This window comes from Pseudomonas sp. W15Feb9B (assembly GCF_000828175.1).
GTDB classification, from domain to species: Bacteria; Pseudomonadota; Gammaproteobacteria; order Pseudomonadales; family Pseudomonadaceae; genus Aquipseudomonas; species Aquipseudomonas parakoreensis.
This window is the reverse complement of the sequence record NZ_JTKF01000039.1, coordinates 26,892-43,950: the sequence shown is the minus strand read 5'-3', so window position 1 is coordinate 43,950 and position 17,059 is coordinate 26,892. Positions and strand designations below refer to the sequence as shown.

13 protein-coding genes are annotated in these 17,059 nt (G+C 60.4%); 11 read left to right on the top strand and 2 right to left on the bottom strand.

Annotated elements, in window-relative coordinates; genetic code table 11:
- Positions 1-73: 73 nt before the first annotated feature.
- The 10 genes from OC71_RS20065 to OC71_RS20020 all read left to right on the top strand — a co-directional run bounded on the left by OC71_RS20065 (position 74) and on the right by OC71_RS20020 (position 14,431).
- The gene (locus OC71_RS20065; protein WP_041072722.1) at positions 74-583 is read left to right on the top strand and encodes a sigma-70 family RNA polymerase sigma factor; all 510 of its coding nucleotides are present in this window, start codon (positions 74-76) and stop codon (positions 581-583) included.
- Entirely contained in the window at positions 580-1,527 is a 948-nt protein-coding gene (locus OC71_RS20060) for a FecR domain-containing protein (protein ID WP_041072720.1), read from the top strand. Before OC71_RS20065 ends, OC71_RS20060 begins: the two co-directional genes overlap by 4 nt.
- 211 nt (positions 1,528-1,738) lie before the next feature.
- The gene (locus OC71_RS20055) at positions 1,739-4,666 is read left to right on the top strand and encodes a TonB-dependent receptor (protein ID WP_041072718.1); all 2,928 of its coding nucleotides are present in this window, start codon (positions 1,739-1,741) and stop codon (positions 4,664-4,666) included.
- Positions 4,667-4,935: 269 nt separating this feature from the next.
- A complete protein-coding gene (locus OC71_RS20050; protein WP_177327925.1) occupies positions 4,936-5,412 on the top strand; it encodes an MbcA/ParS/Xre antitoxin family protein in 477 nt (158 codons plus the stop codon).
- A complete protein-coding gene (locus OC71_RS20045) occupies positions 5,409-5,912 on the top strand; it encodes an RES family NAD+ phosphorylase (RefSeq protein WP_041072714.1) in 504 nt (167 codons plus the stop codon). Before OC71_RS20050 ends, OC71_RS20045 begins: the two co-directional genes overlap by 4 nt.
- Positions 5,913-6,028: 116 nt before the next feature.
- Positions 6,029-8,671 (top strand): TonB-dependent receptor, encoded by a 2,643-nt coding sequence (locus OC71_RS20040; protein WP_041072712.1) that lies wholly within the window; start codon positions 6,029-6,031, stop codon positions 8,669-8,671.
- A 224-nt stretch (positions 8,672-8,895) separates the two neighbouring features.
- A complete protein-coding gene (locus tag OC71_RS20035) occupies positions 8,896-10,746 on the top strand; it encodes an extracellular solute-binding protein (RefSeq protein WP_041072710.1) in 1,851 nt (616 codons plus the stop codon).
- Entirely contained in the window at positions 10,733-11,797 is a 1,065-nt protein-coding gene (locus tag OC71_RS20030; protein WP_041072708.1) for a microcin C ABC transporter permease YejB, read from the top strand. Before OC71_RS20035 ends, OC71_RS20030 begins: the two co-directional genes overlap by 14 nt.
- Positions 11,797-12,819 (top strand): ABC transporter permease, encoded by a 1,023-nt coding sequence (locus OC71_RS20025; protein ID WP_041072706.1) that lies wholly within the window; start codon positions 11,797-11,799, stop codon positions 12,817-12,819. Before OC71_RS20030 ends, OC71_RS20025 begins: the two co-directional genes overlap by 1 nt.
- A 1-nt stretch (position 12,820) precedes the next feature.
- On the top strand, positions 12,821-14,431 hold the full coding sequence (locus tag OC71_RS20020) for an ABC transporter ATP-binding protein (RefSeq protein ID WP_041072704.1): 1,611 nt from the start codon (positions 12,821-12,823) through the stop codon (positions 14,429-14,431).
- A gap of 134 nt (positions 14,432-14,565) precedes the next feature.
- Here the strand turns inward: OC71_RS20020 and OC71_RS20015 are convergent, their stop codons facing one another.
- Positions 14,566-14,883, bottom strand: coding sequence for an SCP2 sterol-binding domain-containing protein (locus tag OC71_RS20015; RefSeq protein WP_041072702.1), 318 nt, complete (start codon positions 14,881-14,883; stop codon positions 14,566-14,568).
- 49 nt (positions 14,884-14,932) lie between these two features.
- On the bottom strand, positions 14,933-15,643 hold the full coding sequence (locus OC71_RS20010; RefSeq protein ID WP_041072700.1) for a histidine phosphatase family protein: 711 nt from the start codon (positions 15,641-15,643) through the stop codon (positions 14,933-14,935).
- A 206-nt stretch (positions 15,644-15,849) separates the two neighbouring features.
- Here OC71_RS20010 and sohB point away from each other — a divergent pair, with 206 nt between their 5' ends.
- Positions 15,850-16,881: a protease SohB gene (gene sohB / locus OC71_RS20005; protein ID WP_041072698.1), complete on the top strand. Its 1,032-nt coding sequence runs from the start codon at positions 15,850-15,852 to the stop codon at positions 16,879-16,881.
- The last annotated feature ends 178 nt before the right edge of the window (positions 16,882-17,059 follow it).

Genomic DNA, 17,059 nt, shown 5'->3' with positions numbered 1-17,059 from the left:
GATCAGGAGTCGGACGATCCCGGCAGAACGATGGTTTTTCGCAGCGGGTGGGACCCGTTTCAGGGAGCAAGACATGGGTGATGTTCAAAACCCGCATGACCGGATGATTGGGCAAATGTTCCAAAAGGACTATCGCTGGCTGTGCGCTGCCGTTGGCCGCACGCTGGGTTGCCCGCACAGTGCACAGGACATCGCCTCGGAAACTTTTCTGCGGGTATTGACCCTGGCGGACCCGACCGCGATCCGTGAACCCAGGGCGCTGTTGACCACCATCGCCCGACGGCTGATGTATGAAGGCTGGCGTCGCCAGGACCTGGAACGCGCCTATCTGGAAAGCCTGGCCCTGGCGCCGGAACCGGTGCATCCATCGCCGGAGGAACGCGCGCTGGTGATCGAAGCGCTGTTGGCGGTCGATCGCCTGCTCAATGGCTTGTCGGCCAAGGCCAAAGCGGCCTTTCTCTACCATCAGCTCGACGGTTTGACCTACAGCGAAATCGGCGAACGGCTTGGGGTCTCCACCAGTCGGGTGCAGCAATACATGGTCGAGGCGTTCAAACGTTGTTATCAGGCGATGCAGGCATGAGGCCGGACGACGCGCTGATCGATGAGGCGGCGCAGTGGATGGCGCTGTTGCAGTCCGGTGAAGCCAGCGCTGGCGAGCGTGCGGCGTTCGACGCGTGGCGGGCAGCCGACCCGCGACATCAGCGGATCATTGAGCAAATGGGCGGTGGCCTGAACCTGCTGCGCCATTCGGACTTGCGCGGGCTGCCACGCAACAGTCTGTTGCACAGCCTGAATGCGCCGTCGAGTCGTCGGCGTTTTCTCAGCGGTAGCCTGAGTGTGCTCGGGATTGCCGTGCTGGCCGGATTGCTCGGGCGCCGCTACGGCTGGCTGCCGGAAGCGGGGGAGTTGGCGACCGGCACCGGCGAGCGGCGCGACTTTACCCTGGAGGATGGCAGTGCACTGAGTCTGAATGCCCGCACGCGGGTGGTGGCGCAATTCGATGCGGTTCAGCGCCTGCTGGCATTGCGCACTGGTGAGTTATTGGTGGATGTCGCCAAGGATTGCGCTCGACCATTTGTGGTCGAGACCGAGCACGGTCGGATGCGTGCACTGGGAACGAAATTCCTCGTGCAACAACACGATGATTTCACCCGCCTGGTGATGCTGCACTCGCAGGTCGAAGTGGTCACCGCTGGCGGGGCGCGGCGACTGGTCGAGGCAGGGCAGAGCCTGTCGTTCAACGCGCAGGACATTCTGGCTCTGGAGCACAGCAACGGACAGGAAAGCGCCTGGATGCAAGGTCGCCTGGAAGTACGCGACCGGCCACTGAGCGAGGTGATCGACAGCCTGCGCCGCTATCGCCGGGGCATTCTGCACCTGAGTCCCGAAGTGGCCGATCTGCGCCTGAGCGGCCTCTATCCGCTGGACGATAGCGACCGCACTTTGCAATTGCTGGAGCGTTCGCTGCCGATTCGCGTCACATGGCACAACCCTTACTGGGTCAGCATCCAGCCTCGCCCTTAAGCCCACTGCAAACCCTGTAGGAGCTGCCGCAGGCTGCGATCCTTTGATCTTGAAAAAACAAAATCAAAAGATCGCAGCCTTCGGCAGCTCCTACACAGAGGTGCGTTTATTCCGGTTATAGGTTTATGACTTCTTGGCCTAATCGCCGCCCTATAAAAAGCGCCGGCCCGCTGCTCATTCCCTGCAGACGCCTTCAACAGGGAAGCCCTTGATGATTTCATTCAAACAACAATTACCTCGCCTGACCCTCGCCGCCGCACTGGCGATGGGGCTGGGGCTGGGGCCGATCGCGGTGTATGCGCAGGATTCTGCGGCCCAGGTCTATACCTTCGACATCGCCAGCGGCCCGCTGGATGAGGTCTTGCTGGATATCTCGCGCCAGACCGGCGTACCGATTTCCTTCAGTCAGAATCTGGTGGAGGGCAAACGCAGCAGTGCCGTGCGCGGTGCATTGGGCGGGCGTCAGGCGGTCGAGAAAGCGTTGCTCGGTAGTGGCCTGCATGTCGAGCAGAGTGCCCAGGGCCTGAGCGTGCGCGAAGGCGCGGCGAGTACGCCGGTAGCGGCCAAAGTCAGCGCCGCGGCCCCGGCCACCAGCGCCGATTACCGCATGGAAAAAGTCACCGTCACCGGCTCGCGAATCGCTCGTGCACAGAGCGATGGCGCGACCCCGGTCAATGTCATCACCCACGAAGAGATGGAAGCGCGCGGCTACAAGAACGTCTATGACGCCTTGGCGACGCAGACGCAAAACACTGGCATGACCCAGGGCGAGGACTACGGCAATACCTGGCAACCGGCGGCCAGCGCGATCAACCTGCGGGGCCTCGGCCCCAATCACACGTTGGTGCTGATCAACGGCCGGCGCGTCGCCGATTACCCGACGCCGTACGACGGCAAAGTCAACTTCACCAACCTGGCGAACATTCCTTCGGCAGTCATCGAACGCATCGAAATTCTCAGCAGCGGCGCCTCGGCGATCTACGGTTCGGACGCAATTGCCGGGGTGGTCAACATCATCCTCAAGAAGCAGATCAATGGCATCGACGTCAATCTCAAGGGCGGCACCAGCGAGCGTGGCGGTGGCGACAATCAGCGCCTGCAAATCAGCGGCGGCGGCAGTTGGGGCGACTTCGACGGCTTGTTCGGTCTGGAGCTGACCAACCGCGATCCGATCTGGGCCGACGATCGCGGCTTCATGCAGAGCGGCCCGCTGGCGGACGTCGGTTACCGTCGCGACCTGAGCAACAACCGCTACCTCGGCCCTGGTTGCGGCGCCTATCAAGGCACTTTCGACAACAAGCTGCTGAACAACGGCGGCCGCTGCCGCACCGATCAGATGTACAACGATTACTGGACCATTCAGACGCAAAAGGAAAACTACGACGGCTACACCCGTGGCACTTGGCATTTCAGCGACAGCGGTCAGGTGTTTGCCGATTTGATGTATGGCCTCGATCACATTCAGAACAACACCCGTGGCCCGACGTTCACTTCGCCGGACTTCATCAACCAGAACAGCGGCAATCTCGAGCGCTGGTATCGCCGTTACGGTGAAGAGGAAATCGGTGGCCGCACCAGCAACAACAGCAAGTGGACCGACACGTCGTGGACCGGCACCCTCGGCCTCTCGGACAAGATCGCCGACACCGGCTGGCGTTACGATCTGGCGGCCAACCGCTCGGAATATCGCAGCGTCAGAACCACGCGCTACACGCCGCTGTCCTCGATTCAGGATTTCTACCTCGGCCCGCAACTGGGCACGCGTGACGGTTACCCGGTGTTCGCCCCGGACGCCTCGCGGCTTGATCGTCCGCTGACGCCACAAGAGTGGGAGCAGTTTCGCAGCAACCTGACCCAGCGCAGCAAATCGGTTTCCACCAGCTACAACGCGTCGATTAATGGCGATCTGTTTGACCTGCCGGCCGGCCCGGTCGGATTTGCCGGGGTGCTGGAAGCGGGCAAGCAGGAGTATCGCGTCGACCCGGACGACGGTCTGAATGACGGCACTTTCTATGGTGTGAGCCCGGCACAAAGCTCCGGTGGTTCGCGCAAGCGTTACGCCGCCGGTGGCGAGTTCAGCATTCCGGTCACTGACACCGTGCTGGCCACTGCCGCCGGACGTTGGGACCAGTACAAATTCAGCGGCCGCAGCGAGCAGCAGAAAACCTACAACCTCGGCCTGGAATGGCGCCCGATCACCAGTCTGTTGCTGCGTGGCAGTTACGGCACCAGTTTCCGCGCGCCGGATCTGAACTACATCTACCAGTCCGACAGCAACGGTTACTACCCGGCGCAGATCGACTACTACGGTTGCAGCCAGGGCGTGCAGGGCGCGTGTGATCGCGGACGGGTCGACTACACCCAGAGCGGCACCCCGGATCTTGAGTCCGAACGCGGCAAATCCTGGACCTATGGTTTTGTCTGGTCGCCGTCGCGCAATTTCGATTTCTCCACGGATTTCTGGCGGGTCGAGATCGATGACCTGCTGACCACCGTCGACGAAAACCGCCTGTTGCAGCAAGAGAATGAATGCCGCAACGGCACCCAGGACATCAACTCGGCCAACTGCCAGTCGACCCTGGCGCGCATCGACCGCAACCCGGGCAATGCCGCCATCGATCCGAATCAGTTGCAACGGGTGCGGGTCAACGCGATCAACGCCGCCAGCGAGCGGGTCAGTGGTCTGGACTTCAAGAGCAATATCCGCTGGGGCGCCGGCCAGTACGGTGCGTTCAGTTCGGCGCTGGGCTACACCTTGGTGCTGTCGCATTTCTACAAGGAGTCCGATGAGGCGCCAACTCAGGACTGGCGCACCTCGCGCACGAACTACGACTGGCGTAGCAAGGTCAACGCCAGCCTGACCTGGGATTACCAAAAGGCCACGGCGACGCTGATGGGCATTCGTTACGGCTCGGTGACCAATGGCGCGGGCGACGGGCGTTTGTCGCCATGGACGGTATTCAACGCCAGCGCCCGCTACAAACTCAACGACCGCGCCAGTGTCGGCCTGACCGTGAACAATGTGCTCAACCAGATCAAGCACGACGACTCCGCCGGCTGGCCGTATTACCCGACTGGCAACTACGATCCGTACGGGCGGCAGTGGTGGCTGGATGTGAGTTATCACTTCGGCAGTTGAGCACGTGGAATATGTGAGTAACGTCCTACGGAAAGGGGGGAGTTTTTTGCAGAAACGGGGATATTTCCGACGACAATCTCAGGTTGGTCGTCGGAAGCGTGATCTATAGCATCGGATATGACATTGAAGTCGTAAACGGCTTGGACGCTCAGGCCTCTGATAACGGATGGATTATGCGAACTCCCCACCTCGAATACGAAACGCCTGCTTATTCCCATCGCCTTCACTGGCGCACCGATCGTGCCAGATGCCCCATGGAGGATGTCGCGATGCCCAGCGTCAAGGTACCCCGGCTCACGGGGGTAAAGAGGGCCGAGGGCAGACCTGTCGACGTGCTCGTGAATGGCCGGAACATAGGTGACGATGCCTTTCTGATCGTTGACCTGACCGACGAAGGTTTTGAGCTGAACGATGTCGTCAACATGCTTTCAACCTCTGAGCTTTATCTGCAAGGCAACATGGTCAAACGCATCACCGGCAAGTCGGTCAGCACCGTCCGGCGGTTACTGAAGGAAGGTAAGACGGTACGGCTTGACCCGCAGCAGAGCGTCGTCGCCTACCAATATGCGTTGGTGCTGGAAAAGGCCACTCGCGCCTTCGGGAGGCAGTCACGGGCCGAGGAATGGCTGCGCAAGCCCAGCACCTACCTGAGCGGTCGCGTCCCCGCTGAGTTTATTCGGCATCCACTGGGATTTCAGATGGTGGAGCAGTATCTGGGGCAACTGATATACGGGGTTTACACATGAATCCCTTGCCCTGGGACGAGCACTGGTATGCCTGGCGGCTGGATCCCGAGGTCTACGGAGGGACGTGGGACAGCGGGATGGGTTCAAATCTCAATGGTGGCCGATGGAACAAACCCGGACGACGAGTCGTTTATGCATCGGTCGATCCATCCTCGGCCATTTTGGAGGTGGCCGCCAATCACAGCTTTGACGCGCTGGACAGTGAACCTTATGTACTCACGTGTTTTGAGGTCATCAACGAAGCAAAAGTGAAAATCGTGCAGCCGGAGGATGTGCCGAATCCTTACTGGTTGAGCCCCGCCAAACCTTCACCCAATCAGCAACTGTTTGCCGATGCGTTATTGGCAGAGCATCCGTTTGTACTGATCCCCTCGGCGGCAACCCGTCACTCGTGGAATTTGCTGGTGAGCTGCGAATTGGCGGAGGGGCAGTTCAGGATGGTTTCCCAGGAACGGTTTGGGCTGGATACAAGGTTGCTGAGGGAGATGGAGCTGGCTTGATCCACACGTGCCATTTTTTGCATAACCTCATCACCCAACGGTCTAAATCGGGCTCTATAAAACCCTGCTGTCCATTGCACATCCCTGCATAAACCAAAACGCAGGGATGGCTGTTCATGATCCATTTTTCACCCGTTAGATCCCGTTTGAGCCTGGCCTTGCTGCTGGCGATCAATACCTTGCCGGCTGTCGCTGCCGACGAACCCACGACCCAGTTGCAACGGGTGGAAGTCACCGGCACCGCGATTCGCCGCGTCGATGCGGAAACGGCGGTACCGGTCACCATTCTGCGAGTTGAAGAATTGCGCGAGCAGGGTGTGAGCACCACTGAAGAACTGGTCAGCCGGATTTCTGCCAACCAGTCCTCGGTCGGCTCCGGTCGTTCGGTGGGTTCGAGCAGCGGCGGGGCGTCGTATGCCGATTTGCGTGGCATCGGCCCGAACAAGACGCTGGTGCTGCTCAATGGCCGGCGGCTGAGTAACAACGCGACCAACGCGATCAATGGGTCCGGGGTTGACCTGAACACCATTCCGTTCGCCGCCATTGATCGCGTCGAAGTCCTGCGTGACGGCGCTTCGGCGTTGTACGGCACCGATGCGATCGGAGGGGTGATCAACTTCATCACCAAGACCAGCCTCACCGAAGGCCAGCTCAGCACCAACTACGACACGCCGACTCATGCCGGCGGTGGTGAAAGTCGTAACTTCAGTGGCAGCTGGGGCTTTGGCGATTTGCAGAATGACCGCTTCAACGTGTTCGGCGTGGTCAGTTACGACAAGCAGCAGCGCCTGGCTGCCGAGGACCGAGGTTACACCTACAACTATCAGCCCGGACGCGGTCTCGATTACACCTCCGGCACCGCTTCGCCGGCCAACTGGAGTCAGGGCAGCAACGCCACCAACCCGCTGGCCAGTTCTGGCTGCAAGGCCCCGGGCCTGCTGGCGCGCAATGGTATCTGCCGCCAGAGCCTGTGGAACTACCTCGATCTGGTGCCGGAAACCGAGAAGACTTCGGCTTTCGCCAAAGCCACCGGCAAGCTCGCGGATGATCACAACGTCAGCCTCGAATATTTCTGGGCGCGCAACGAAAACCGCACGCAGATCGGCCCCGGTACGCTGATGGGCAATCAGATCAATCCCGGCACGACGTTCTATCCCGGTAACGGCATTACCCCCGGCCCCAACGGTTTCGCCCTCGACCCGACGCAACCGGTGGATGTGAACTGGCGCGAAACCGCCGTCGGCGCGCGTCAGCATGAAGACGACAACACTGGCCAGCGTTTGCTGTTGAGCTTCGATGGCAGCGTCGTCGGCTGGGACTACAACCTCGGTGCGTCGTACAACCAGAACAAAGTGGTGAATGCCATCGAGGCCGGTTACGTCAACGACCGCGCCGTCAGTGCCGGTATCGCCAATGGCATCATCAATCCGTTTGGCGCGCAGACCGCTGCCGGGCAGGCGTTGCTGGCAGCCAATGCAGTGGACGGTGATTACTCGACGGCGGTCGGTCGGGTGAAGGCCATTGACGGGCGTGTCAGCCGCGAGATTGGCGATTGGTTCGGCGCCGGCCCGTCGGCGCTGGCGCTGGGTGGCGAATACCGCAAGGAAGATTTCCACCAGGACTTCGCCCAGTTCGCCGCCGATGTGCAGAGCCTGGGTGTCGATCCGAATGCCAGCGTCGCCGGGGATCGCAGCGTCTCGGCGCAATACGCCGAGGTCAACGTGCCAGTGCTCGACAGCCTGGAATTGTCCGCCGCCGTGCGCCACGACAAGTACAGCGACTTCGGCAGCACCACCAACCCGAAGTACTCGTTCCGCTTCCAGCCGTTCAAGCAACTGGTGGTGCGTGGCGCCTACAGCGAGGGTTTCCGCGCGCCGTCGCTTTACGAGTTGTACAACCCGAACTTCACCACGTTCACCGTCGCCAACTACAACGACCCACGGCTGTGTGCCGGTGGCAATCCGAGCAACGGCGGCATCGCCAACCGCGACTGCGCCCAACAGTTTTACAGCCGCACCGGTGGCAATACTGACCTGAGCCCGGAAACCGCGCGCAACGTCACCCTCGGTTTCGTCTATCAGCCGTTCGAGCGCCTGAGCACCGGGCTGGACTTCTGGTGGATCAACATCGCCAACCAGATCGCCGAGTTCCCCGAGTCAGCGGTGTTCGAGAACCCGGAGCTGTACCCGGATCGCCTGGTGCGCAAGCCTGACGGCTCCATCGATCACATCGTTACCGGCCTGGCCAACCTCGGCAAGATCAAGACCAATGGCGTCGACGTCAGCTTCGATTACCGCCTGCCGAGCACCCCGTACGGCAACTTCGGCATCGGTCTGCAAGGCACCTATGTCAGCCGCTACGAGTACCAGCAGCAGCTCAAGGGCGATTACATCGACAAGCTCGGCGATTTTCGTGGCGGCGACTTTTCCTCGGCCGGCGCCGTGGCTCGTTGGCGCCACAGCCTGACCGGCAGCTGGAACTACGGCCCCTACGGGGTGGCGCTGACCAACCGCTACACCAGCGGTTACCACGATTCCGACCGTGAGACTCACGATTACGTCGGCTCGTACAACGTCTGGGACCTGGCCGGCACCTACACCTGGCGCAAAACCCTGAGTGTGACCCTCGGTGCGAAGAACCTGTTCGACCGCGAACCACCGTTCAGCAACCAGACCTACACCTTCCAGAGCGGCTACGACCCGAAGTACGGCGACCCGTTCGGGCGGACGTTGTACACGCGGGTCAATTACAAGTTCTGAGAATGCCCAGGGGTGGCAGGTTTTAGTCACTTATTGATCTAAGCCTGCCCTATAAAAATCGCCGGCCTGTTGCACATCACAGGTAGGCAGAAGGTTTGGTGATTGTTAGGGCGTCATTGCTGGCAAGCCAGCTCCCACAGGGATTTGTGAATATCGCAAAACGTGTGGGAGCTGGCTTGCCAGCGATGAGGCCATAAACAGCGCCGTGCAAAAAGGATCTGCCAATGTTCTCCAGGCTCATTCTGTTCAGCGCTTTTGCGCTGCTAAGCCCATTCAATTGGGCCGCTCCACAACCCGCGTTGACGGTCTACGGCGAAGCCCCCAAATACGCCCCGGACTTCCAGCACCTGGCTTACACCAATCCCGACGCTCCCAAGGGCGGGTCACTGCGCCGCTCCTCGCTGGAAAGCGGCCCGTTCGATCACCTGATTCCGTACATCGACAAAGGCACTGGCGTTGCCGACATCGACGGCTGGCTCTACGCGCCGCTGGCCTATCGCAGCAAGGACGAACCCTACAGCGTCTACGGCCTGGTGGCGCAGCAGATGGAACTGGATGCGGATCGCCGCTGGTTGCGCTTTTACCTCAACCCCAAGGCCCGGTTCGACGACGGCACGCCAATCACTGCCGAAGACGTGCGTTACACCTTCGAGCTGTTCACCACTCAGGGCAGACTCAAATACCGCCAACAGTTTCGTGACGTCGTCGACGTCGTGGTGGAGTCGCCGACGCAAGTGCGCTTCAATTTCAAGAACAACGACAGCCGCACCTTGCCACTGGATCTGGCGACACTGCCGGTGCTGCCCGAACACTGGTGGCGCACGCGCGACTTCGCCGAGGGCGCCGGTTTCGAGATCCCGCCGGGCAGCGGCCCGTACCGCATCAGCGCGGTGGATGCCGGGCGCAGCGTGAAATTTCAGCGCGTTGCCGACTGGTGGGCCAAGGACCTGCCGATCACGCGCGGCCTGTATAACTTCGATCACTTGAGTGTGGAGTTCTTCGCCGACACCGATGTTTCTCGGCAAGTGCTCAAGGCTGGCGGCTTCGACTACAACCGCGAATTTTCCGCAACCAGTTACACCATCGGCTATGCCGGGGCGGCGCTGGAGCAGGGCAAACTGCTCCGCGAACATCTGGCGCCAGGTGCCGCGCAAGGTTCGCAGGGTTTCGTGTTCAACTTGCAAAAGCCGCTGTTTCAGGATCGCCGAGTGCGGCAGGCGATCGCCATGCTCTGGGATTTCGAATGGAGCAACCGGCAAATGATGCGCAGCATGTACTTGCGTCAGCGCAGTTACTTCTCGCACAGCGCATTGGCGGCCACCGAGTTGCCGGACGCCGAGGAACTGAAAATCCTCGAACCGTGGCGCGGCAAGATCCCCGACGAGGTGTTCACGCAAGTCTTCGAAGCGCCGAAAACCGACGGCAGCGGCAACATTCGCGCCGAGCAGTTACAGGCCCTGAAACTGCTCGAAGCCGCCGGCTGGAAACCCCGTGGCGATCAGTTGGTGAATGCCAAAGGCGAGCCGCTGCAGTTCACCTTTCTCAACGGTCAGAAGGGTTTTGAACGGCTGCTGCTGCCGTTCAAGCGCAACCTAGCGCAGATCGGTGTCGGCTTCGATATTCGCCAGGTCGACACCGCGCAATACACCAATCGCGTGCGCAATCGCGACTACGACATGATCGTCGTGGGTTACCCGGTGAGTCAGGCGCCGGGGCGAGAGATGTTCAATTACTTCGGCTCCGACGGCGCCGACGATCCCGGCTCGAATAACTACATGGTGCTGCGTGATCCGGCGGTCGATGCCTTGCTCGAAGGGCTGGTGCAGGCCGACAACCGCGAAAGCCTGCTGCGCCATGCCCACGCTCTGGATCGGGTGTTGCAGTGGGGTTACTACTGGATTCCCAATTACTACCCGCCGGGAATTTCCACGGTGTGGTGGAACCGTTTTGGCCGCCCGGCGACAGCGCCGCTGTATGACGCCGGGCTCGATACCTGGTGGGAAATCAGCCCGACCGCGCTGACCGCCACGCAGATGCAGCAACAGCAAAAGGAGTATGCGCATGTGGGGTTATAGCCTGCGGCGTCTGCTGCTGATCGTGCCGACCTTGCTCGCCATTCTGCTGGTCAATTTCGTGATCGTGCAGGCCGCGCCGGGTGGCCCGGTGGAACAAGCCATCGCGCGCTTGCAGGGCATCGGAGTCGGCGCAGCGGTGGGCGGCGGTCATGTCGAAACCATTGGCGGCGAATCCCGCGCGACCCGAGGCCTGGAACCGAAACTGGTGGCCGACATCGAGCGTCAGTACGGCTTCGACAAACCGGCTGGTGAGCGCCTGTGGCTGATGCTCAAAAGCTACGCGCAGCTGGATTTCGGTCAGAGCTTTTTCCGTGGTGCCAGCGTCACCGAACTGATCTGGCAGAAGCTGCCAGTGACCTTGTCGCTGGGCTTGTGGGCGACGTTGATCACCTATCTGGTGTCGATTCCGCTGGGCATCCGCAAAGCGGTGCACAACGGTTCGGCGTTCGATGTCTGGAGCAGCGTGGCGATCATCATCGGCTACGCAATGCCGGGCTTTCTGTTCGCGCTGCTGCTGATCATCGTGTTTGCCGGCGGCAGCGCACTGGACTGGTTTCCGGTGCGCGGGCTGGTCTCGGACAACTTCGCCGAGTTGTCGCCGTGGGGCAAGGTTGCCGATTACTTCTGGCATCTGGTGCTGCCGGTCACCGCGCTGGTGATCGGCGGATTCGCCACGCTGACGATTCTGACCAAAAACAGCTTTCTCAACGAGATCTCACGCCTGTACGTGGTGACGGCGCGGGCCAAGGGCCTGAGCCAGCGTCAGGTGTTGTGCGGTCATGTGTTCCGCAACGCGATGTTGCTGGTGGTCGCCGGGCTGCCCCAAGCGCTGGTAACGGTATTTTTCGGCGGCTCGTTGCTGATCGAAGTGATCTTCTCCCTCGATGGCCTCGGCCGTCTCAGTTACGAGGCGGCGGTGTCGCGTGACTACCCGGTGGTGTTCGGTTCGCTGTTCATCTTCACCCTGTTCGGCCTGCTGATAAAACTGCTCGGCGACCTGTGCTACACGCTGGTCGACCCGCGCATCGACTTCACCGCGAGGACTGCCTGATGCTGACCTTATCTCCCATCGGACAGCGGCGCTGGGCGCGGTTCAAGGCGCATCGGCGTGGCTGGTGGTCGTTGTGGCTGTTTTTGCTGTTGTTCGGTCTGAGCCTGGGCGGCGAGCTGATCGCCAACGATAAACCGCTGCTGGTCGAGTATCAGGGCCAATGGTATTTCCCGGCGTTCAAGCGCTACACCGAGCAGGATTTTGCCGGCGAACTGCCGTTCCAGCCGGACTATCGCAGCGCGCAGGTGCGGCAACTGATCGAAGAGCAGGGCGGACGGATGTGGTTTGCGCCGATCCCGTTCGGTTTCGATACGGTGAATTACGACCTGAGCGAGCCGGCACCGAGCCCGCCGAGCGCCGAGAACTGGCTGGGCACCGACGATCAGGCGCGGGATGTGCTCGCGCGAGTGATCTTCGGTACGCGGGTGTCGTTGCTGTTTGCCTTGGCGCTGACCGCTGCCAGTGCGCTGATCGGCATCGCTGCCGGCGCCTTGCAAGGCTATTACGGCGGTTGGGTCGATCTGCTTGGGCAGCGGTTGCTGGAGGTATGGTCGGGGCTGCCGGTGTTGTACCTGTTGATCATTCTGTCCGGATTTGTCGAGCCGAATTTCTGGTGGCTGCTGGGAATCATGGCGCTGTTTTCCTGGCTGAGTCTGGTGGATGTGGTGCGCGCCGAGTTTCTGCGCAGCCGCGGTCTGGAATACGTGAAAGCCGCGCGGGCGTTGGGCGTTGGCGATGTGCAGGTGATCTGTCGGCACATCCTGCCCAATGCGATGAGCGCGACCCTGACGTATCTGCCGTTCATTCTCACCGGAGCGATTGCCACGCTGTCGGCACTGGATTTTCTCGGTTTCGGCATGCCCGCCGGCAGCGCTTCGCTGGGCGAATTGATCGGTCAGGGCAAGAGCAATCTGCAAGCGCCGTGGTTGGGGCTGACGGCGTTTTTTGCCCTGGCGCTGATTCTTTCTCTGTTGGTGTTCATCGGTGAGGCTTGCCGAGATGCTTATGATCCAAGGACTTGAGATGAGCGAAAATCTGATCGAAATACGTAACCTGCGTGTGGCATTCAACGGCCAGCCTGTGGTGCATGGCATCGACCTCGATATTCGTCAGGGCGAATGCCTGGCACTGGTCGGCGAGTCCGGCTCGGGCAAATCGGTGACCGCTCACAGCATCCTGCAATTGCTCGACCCTAACATCACGCGGCTCGATGGCAGCATTCGTTATGCCGGCGAAGAGCTGCTCGGCGTGCATGAGCGTTATCTGCGCCAGTTACGCGGCAACCGTATCGCGATGATTTTTCAGGAGCCGATGAGTTCGCTGAACCCACTGCATACGATCGAGCGGCAACTCGGTGAGAGCCTGGCGCTGCACAAAGGCCTGGCGGGCGCGCAGGCCCGTGAACGGATGCTTGAACTGCTCGAACTGGTCGGCATTCAGAACCCGCGCGAACGGCTCAAGGCCTATCCGCATCAACTCTCCGGCGGCCAGCGTCAACGGGTGATGATCGCCATGGCGCTGGCCTGTGAGCCGCAATTGTTGATCGCCGACGAACCCACCACTGCGCTGGACGTGACGGTGCAGCGCAGGATTCTGTTGTTGCTCAAGAAATTGCAGCAGCGTCTGGGCATGGCGCTGCTGATCATCAGCCACGACCTCAATCTGGTGCGAACCCTCGCGCAGCGGGTGGCGGTGATGCGCGGTGGACGGATCGTCGAGCAGGCGCCGTGCGAGCAGTTGTTCAGTGCGCCGCAGCATCCTTACAGCATTGAATTGCTGAATGCCGAGCCGGGCGGGCATGCCTTGTGTCTCGACGCGACAGAGGACTTGTTGCAGGTGCGCGGTCTGAAGGTGCGTTTTCGTCTGAGCGGCGGTTGGCTGCGGCGCAAAACCTGGCTGGACGCGGTGAAGGGCATTGATCTGAACCTGCAGCGCGGCAAGACGCTGGGGATTGTCGGCGAGTCGGGCTCGGGCAAGTCGACCTTGGGTCAGGCGATTTTGCGCCTGATTGACGCCGAGGGCAGCATTCGCTTTGCCGGTGAGGCGCTGGAGCAGTTGAGCGGCAAGCAGCTGCGGCCACTGCGCAAGCGCCTGCAAGTGGTGTTTCAGGATCCGTTCGGCAGCCTCAGCCCGCGCCTGTGTGTGGAGCAGATCATTGCCGAGGGGCTGCAGGTGCACAGCGATTTGAACGCTGCCGAGCGCGAACAGACGGTGATCGACGCGCTGCGCGAGGTCGGCCTCGATCCGGCAACCCGACATCGTTATCCGCACGAATTTTCCGGCGGACAACGCCAACGGATTGCAATCGCCCGGGCGCTGGTGCTCAAACCGGATCTGATCTTGCTCGATGAGCCGACCTCGGCTCTGGATCGCACGGTGCAGAAGCAGATCGTTGCTTTATTGCGGCGACTGCAGGAAGAGCATGGGCTGACTTATCTGTTCATCAGTCATGACCTGGCGGTGGTGCGGGCGTTGGCCCATGATTTGATTGTGATGAAGGAGGGGGAGGTGGTGGAGCGGGGGGAGACCAGTGCGCTGTTCAGTGCGGCGCAACATCCCTACACGCAGGAGTTGCTGGCGGCATCCATTGTGGAGGCGAGGCTGGCGCGAAATCCTGTAGGAGCTGTCGAGTGAAACGAGGCTGCGATCTTTTGATCTTGATCTTTAAAAGCAAGATCAAAAGATCGCAGCGTGCCGCAGCTCCTACAGGGGCCAGACGCAAAAATCCCGCCACAGGGGCGGGATTTTCTTCAAACCGAACGCAAGTCTTACGACGGGAACAGCTCGGACAGCTTCATCGACAGCATCATGTCGCCTTCAACGCGCAGCTTGCCGCCCATGAACGCTTGCATGCCGTCGGTTTCACCGCTGACGATGTCTTTCAGCGTTGCACTGTCCAGTACCAGCGTGCAGTTGGCGTTGGCGTTTTCGCCTTCCTGAATGTCGCAAGTACCGTCTTTGACGATCAGCGCGTAGTGCTTGTCTTCGTCGGTGATGTTGAAACCGAAGACCAGATCCAGACCGGCAGCGGCGGCTGGGTTGAACTTGGCTTGCATCGCTTTTACGGCATCAGCTACGGAGGTCATGGTTCGATCCTTTATGGGTTGATTGCAGCAGGGTCACAGTTATCCGGACTCAACGGTAAGTGATGAGTTCCGGGGCCTTCAGCAGTTGCAGGTGCGCGTGACTGTTGAAGGAAGCCAGAGTCACCTCGCGACCGCGGAATTTCAGCTGGTTGAGCGAGGTGTTGACGATTTGCCAATTCAGTTCAAAGGCCTGCCTGGCCGGTATTTGGGTAATCAGGTGGAGCAGGGCGGTAATGGTGCCGCCGGAGGTGAATACGGCGACTTTCTGATTGCCGTCGGCTTGTTCGAGGATGCGCTGGAGGCCCCCCTGAACCCGTTCGACGAAACCCAGCCAGCTTTCCAGCCCCGGTGTGTCATGGGTGCCAGCCAGCCAGCGCTCGATGACCAGCGCGAAGATGCGCTGGAACTCGGCGCGGTTCTGCGCGGCGTTGCGCAGGATGTCGATGGCTTCCGGCTCGTCCTCCAGCATGGTGGGGATCAGCGCACGAATCACTGCGTCGGCGTCGAACTCGTTGAACGCAGAGTCGGTCTCCAGCGTCGGTACCGACAGGCCCTTGGCGCTGAATTGCTCCAGCGCACTGCTGGCCGTGTGTTGCTGGCGGCGCAGGTCGCCCGCCAGGCAGCGATCGAAACGGATTCCCAACTCGGCCAGGTGCTGGCCGAGGATTTCTGCCTGGCGCACACCGATGGGCGACAGGACGTCATAGTCGTCTGCACCAAAGGAGGCCTGGCCATGTCGAATCAGATAGATGCTGCCCACGTCCGCGTCATCCCGGTACGTTGAAGGTTGTGGCGAGGTTATGAGGATGATGGAGTGCTGTCAATGAAAAAACATACGCTTGTTTGAAATGCTCGTTACAGGCCTGTTGCCAGAGGTTTCACGGCTGGCCGAGGAGGCGGCGCATGGGTATGCTGGAACCATCCCGCGCGTGTTTTTGCATCCGCGCATCGTTTTAAGGAGTCTCTGTGGAGTTTTTCACCGAATACGCCAGCTTCCTGGCCAAGACCGTAACGCTGGTGGTCGCCATTCTGGTGGTGCTCGCCAGTTTTGCTGCATTGCGCAGCAAGGGCCGGCGCAAGTCGTCCGGGCAGTTGCAGGTCAGCAAGCTCAACGATTTCTATAAAGGCTTGCGTGAGCGCCTGGAGCAGACCCTGCTCGACAAGGATCAGCTCAAGGCCCTGCGCAAGGGTCAGGCCAAATCGGAGAAGTCCGAGAAGAAGCAAAAGAACAAACCCGAGGCCAAATCCCGAGTGTTCGTGCTGGATTTCGACGGTGATATCAAGGCCTCGGCCACCGAGAGCCTGCGTCACGAAATCACTGCATTGCTGACCCTCGCCACGCCGAAGGACGAAGTGGTGCTGCGCCTGGAAAGTGGCGGTGGCATGGTGCACAGCTACGGTCTGGCCTCATCGCAACTGGCGCGGATCCGTGAGGCCGGCGTGCCGTTGACCGTGTGCATTGACAAGGTCGCGGCCAGCGGCGGCTACATGATGGCGTGCATCGGCGAGAAGATCATCAGCGCTCCATTCGCGATTCTCGGCTCGATCGGGGTTGTCGCCCAGCTGCCCAACGTCAATCGGCTGCTGAAAAAGCACGACATCGATTTCGAAGTGCTGACCGCGGGTGAGTACAAGCGCACCCTCACCGTATTTGGCGAAAACACCGAGAAGGGCCGCGAGAAGTTTCAGGAAGACCTGGACATCACCCACCAGTTGTTCAAGAACTTCGTGGCTCGTTATCGGCCACAACTGGCCATCGATGAAGTGGCTACCGGAGAAGTCTGGCTGGGCGTCGCGGCGCTGGACAAACAATTGGTCGATGAACTCAAGACCAGCGACGAATACCTGGCCGACAAGGCGAAGAAAGCAGAGGTCTACCACCTGCATTACGCCGAGCGCAAAAGCCTGCCGGAACGCATCGGCATGGCCGCCAGTGGTTCGGTGGAGCGCGTGTTGGTGAACGGCTGGAGTCGCCTGACCCAGCAACGCTTCTGGTAAGCCACTTGCATAAAAGGCCCTTCATTGTTCTGCAATGAAGGGCCTTTTTTATTGAGGTGGTATATATGTATTTTTTAAGTTTGAAATGTTGATTGTGCGACCTTTAGTTTGATCTGTTATTCGCGCTTTTATAAAGAGTTCGGCTCGTTAAGCTGATGACTCCTTTAAGTGCTTGAGA

What these genes read in the sequence shown, in the direction of transcription:
- OC71_RS20065 (WP_041072722.1), top strand. Translation starts at nt 74, where the DNA reads ATGGGTGATGTTCAAAACCCGCATGACCGGATGATTGGGCAAATGTTC.
- OC71_RS20060 (WP_041072720.1), top strand. Translation starts at nt 580, where the DNA reads ATGAGGCCGGACGACGCGCTGATCGATGAGGCGGCGCAGTGGATGGCG.
- OC71_RS20040 (WP_041072712.1), top strand. Translation starts at nt 6,029, where the DNA reads ATGATCCATTTTTCACCCGTTAGATCCCGTTTGAGCCTGGCCTTGCTG.
- OC71_RS20020 (WP_041072704.1), top strand. Translation starts at nt 12,821, where the DNA reads ATGAGCGAAAATCTGATCGAAATACGTAACCTGCGTGTGGCATTCAAC.
- OC71_RS20030 (WP_041072708.1), top strand. Translation starts at nt 10,733, where the DNA reads ATGTGGGGTTATAGCCTGCGGCGTCTGCTGCTGATCGTGCCGACCTTG.
- OC71_RS20055 (WP_041072718.1), top strand. Translation starts at nt 1,739, where the DNA reads ATGATTTCATTCAAACAACAATTACCTCGCCTGACCCTCGCCGCCGCA.
- OC71_RS20025 (WP_041072706.1), top strand. Translation starts at nt 11,797, where the DNA reads ATGCTGACCTTATCTCCCATCGGACAGCGGCGCTGGGCGCGGTTCAAG.
- OC71_RS20035 (WP_041072710.1), top strand. Translation starts at nt 8,896, where the DNA reads ATGTTCTCCAGGCTCATTCTGTTCAGCGCTTTTGCGCTGCTAAGCCCA.
- OC71_RS20015 (WP_041072702.1), bottom strand. Translation starts at nt 14,883, where the DNA reads ATGACCTCCGTAGCTGATGCCGTAAAAGCGATGCAAGCCAAGTTCAAC.
- OC71_RS20045 (WP_041072714.1), top strand. Translation starts at nt 5,409, where the DNA reads ATGAATCCCTTGCCCTGGGACGAGCACTGGTATGCCTGGCGGCTGGAT.
- OC71_RS20050 (WP_177327925.1), top strand. Translation starts at nt 4,936, where the DNA reads ATGCCCAGCGTCAAGGTACCCCGGCTCACGGGGGTAAAGAGGGCCGAG.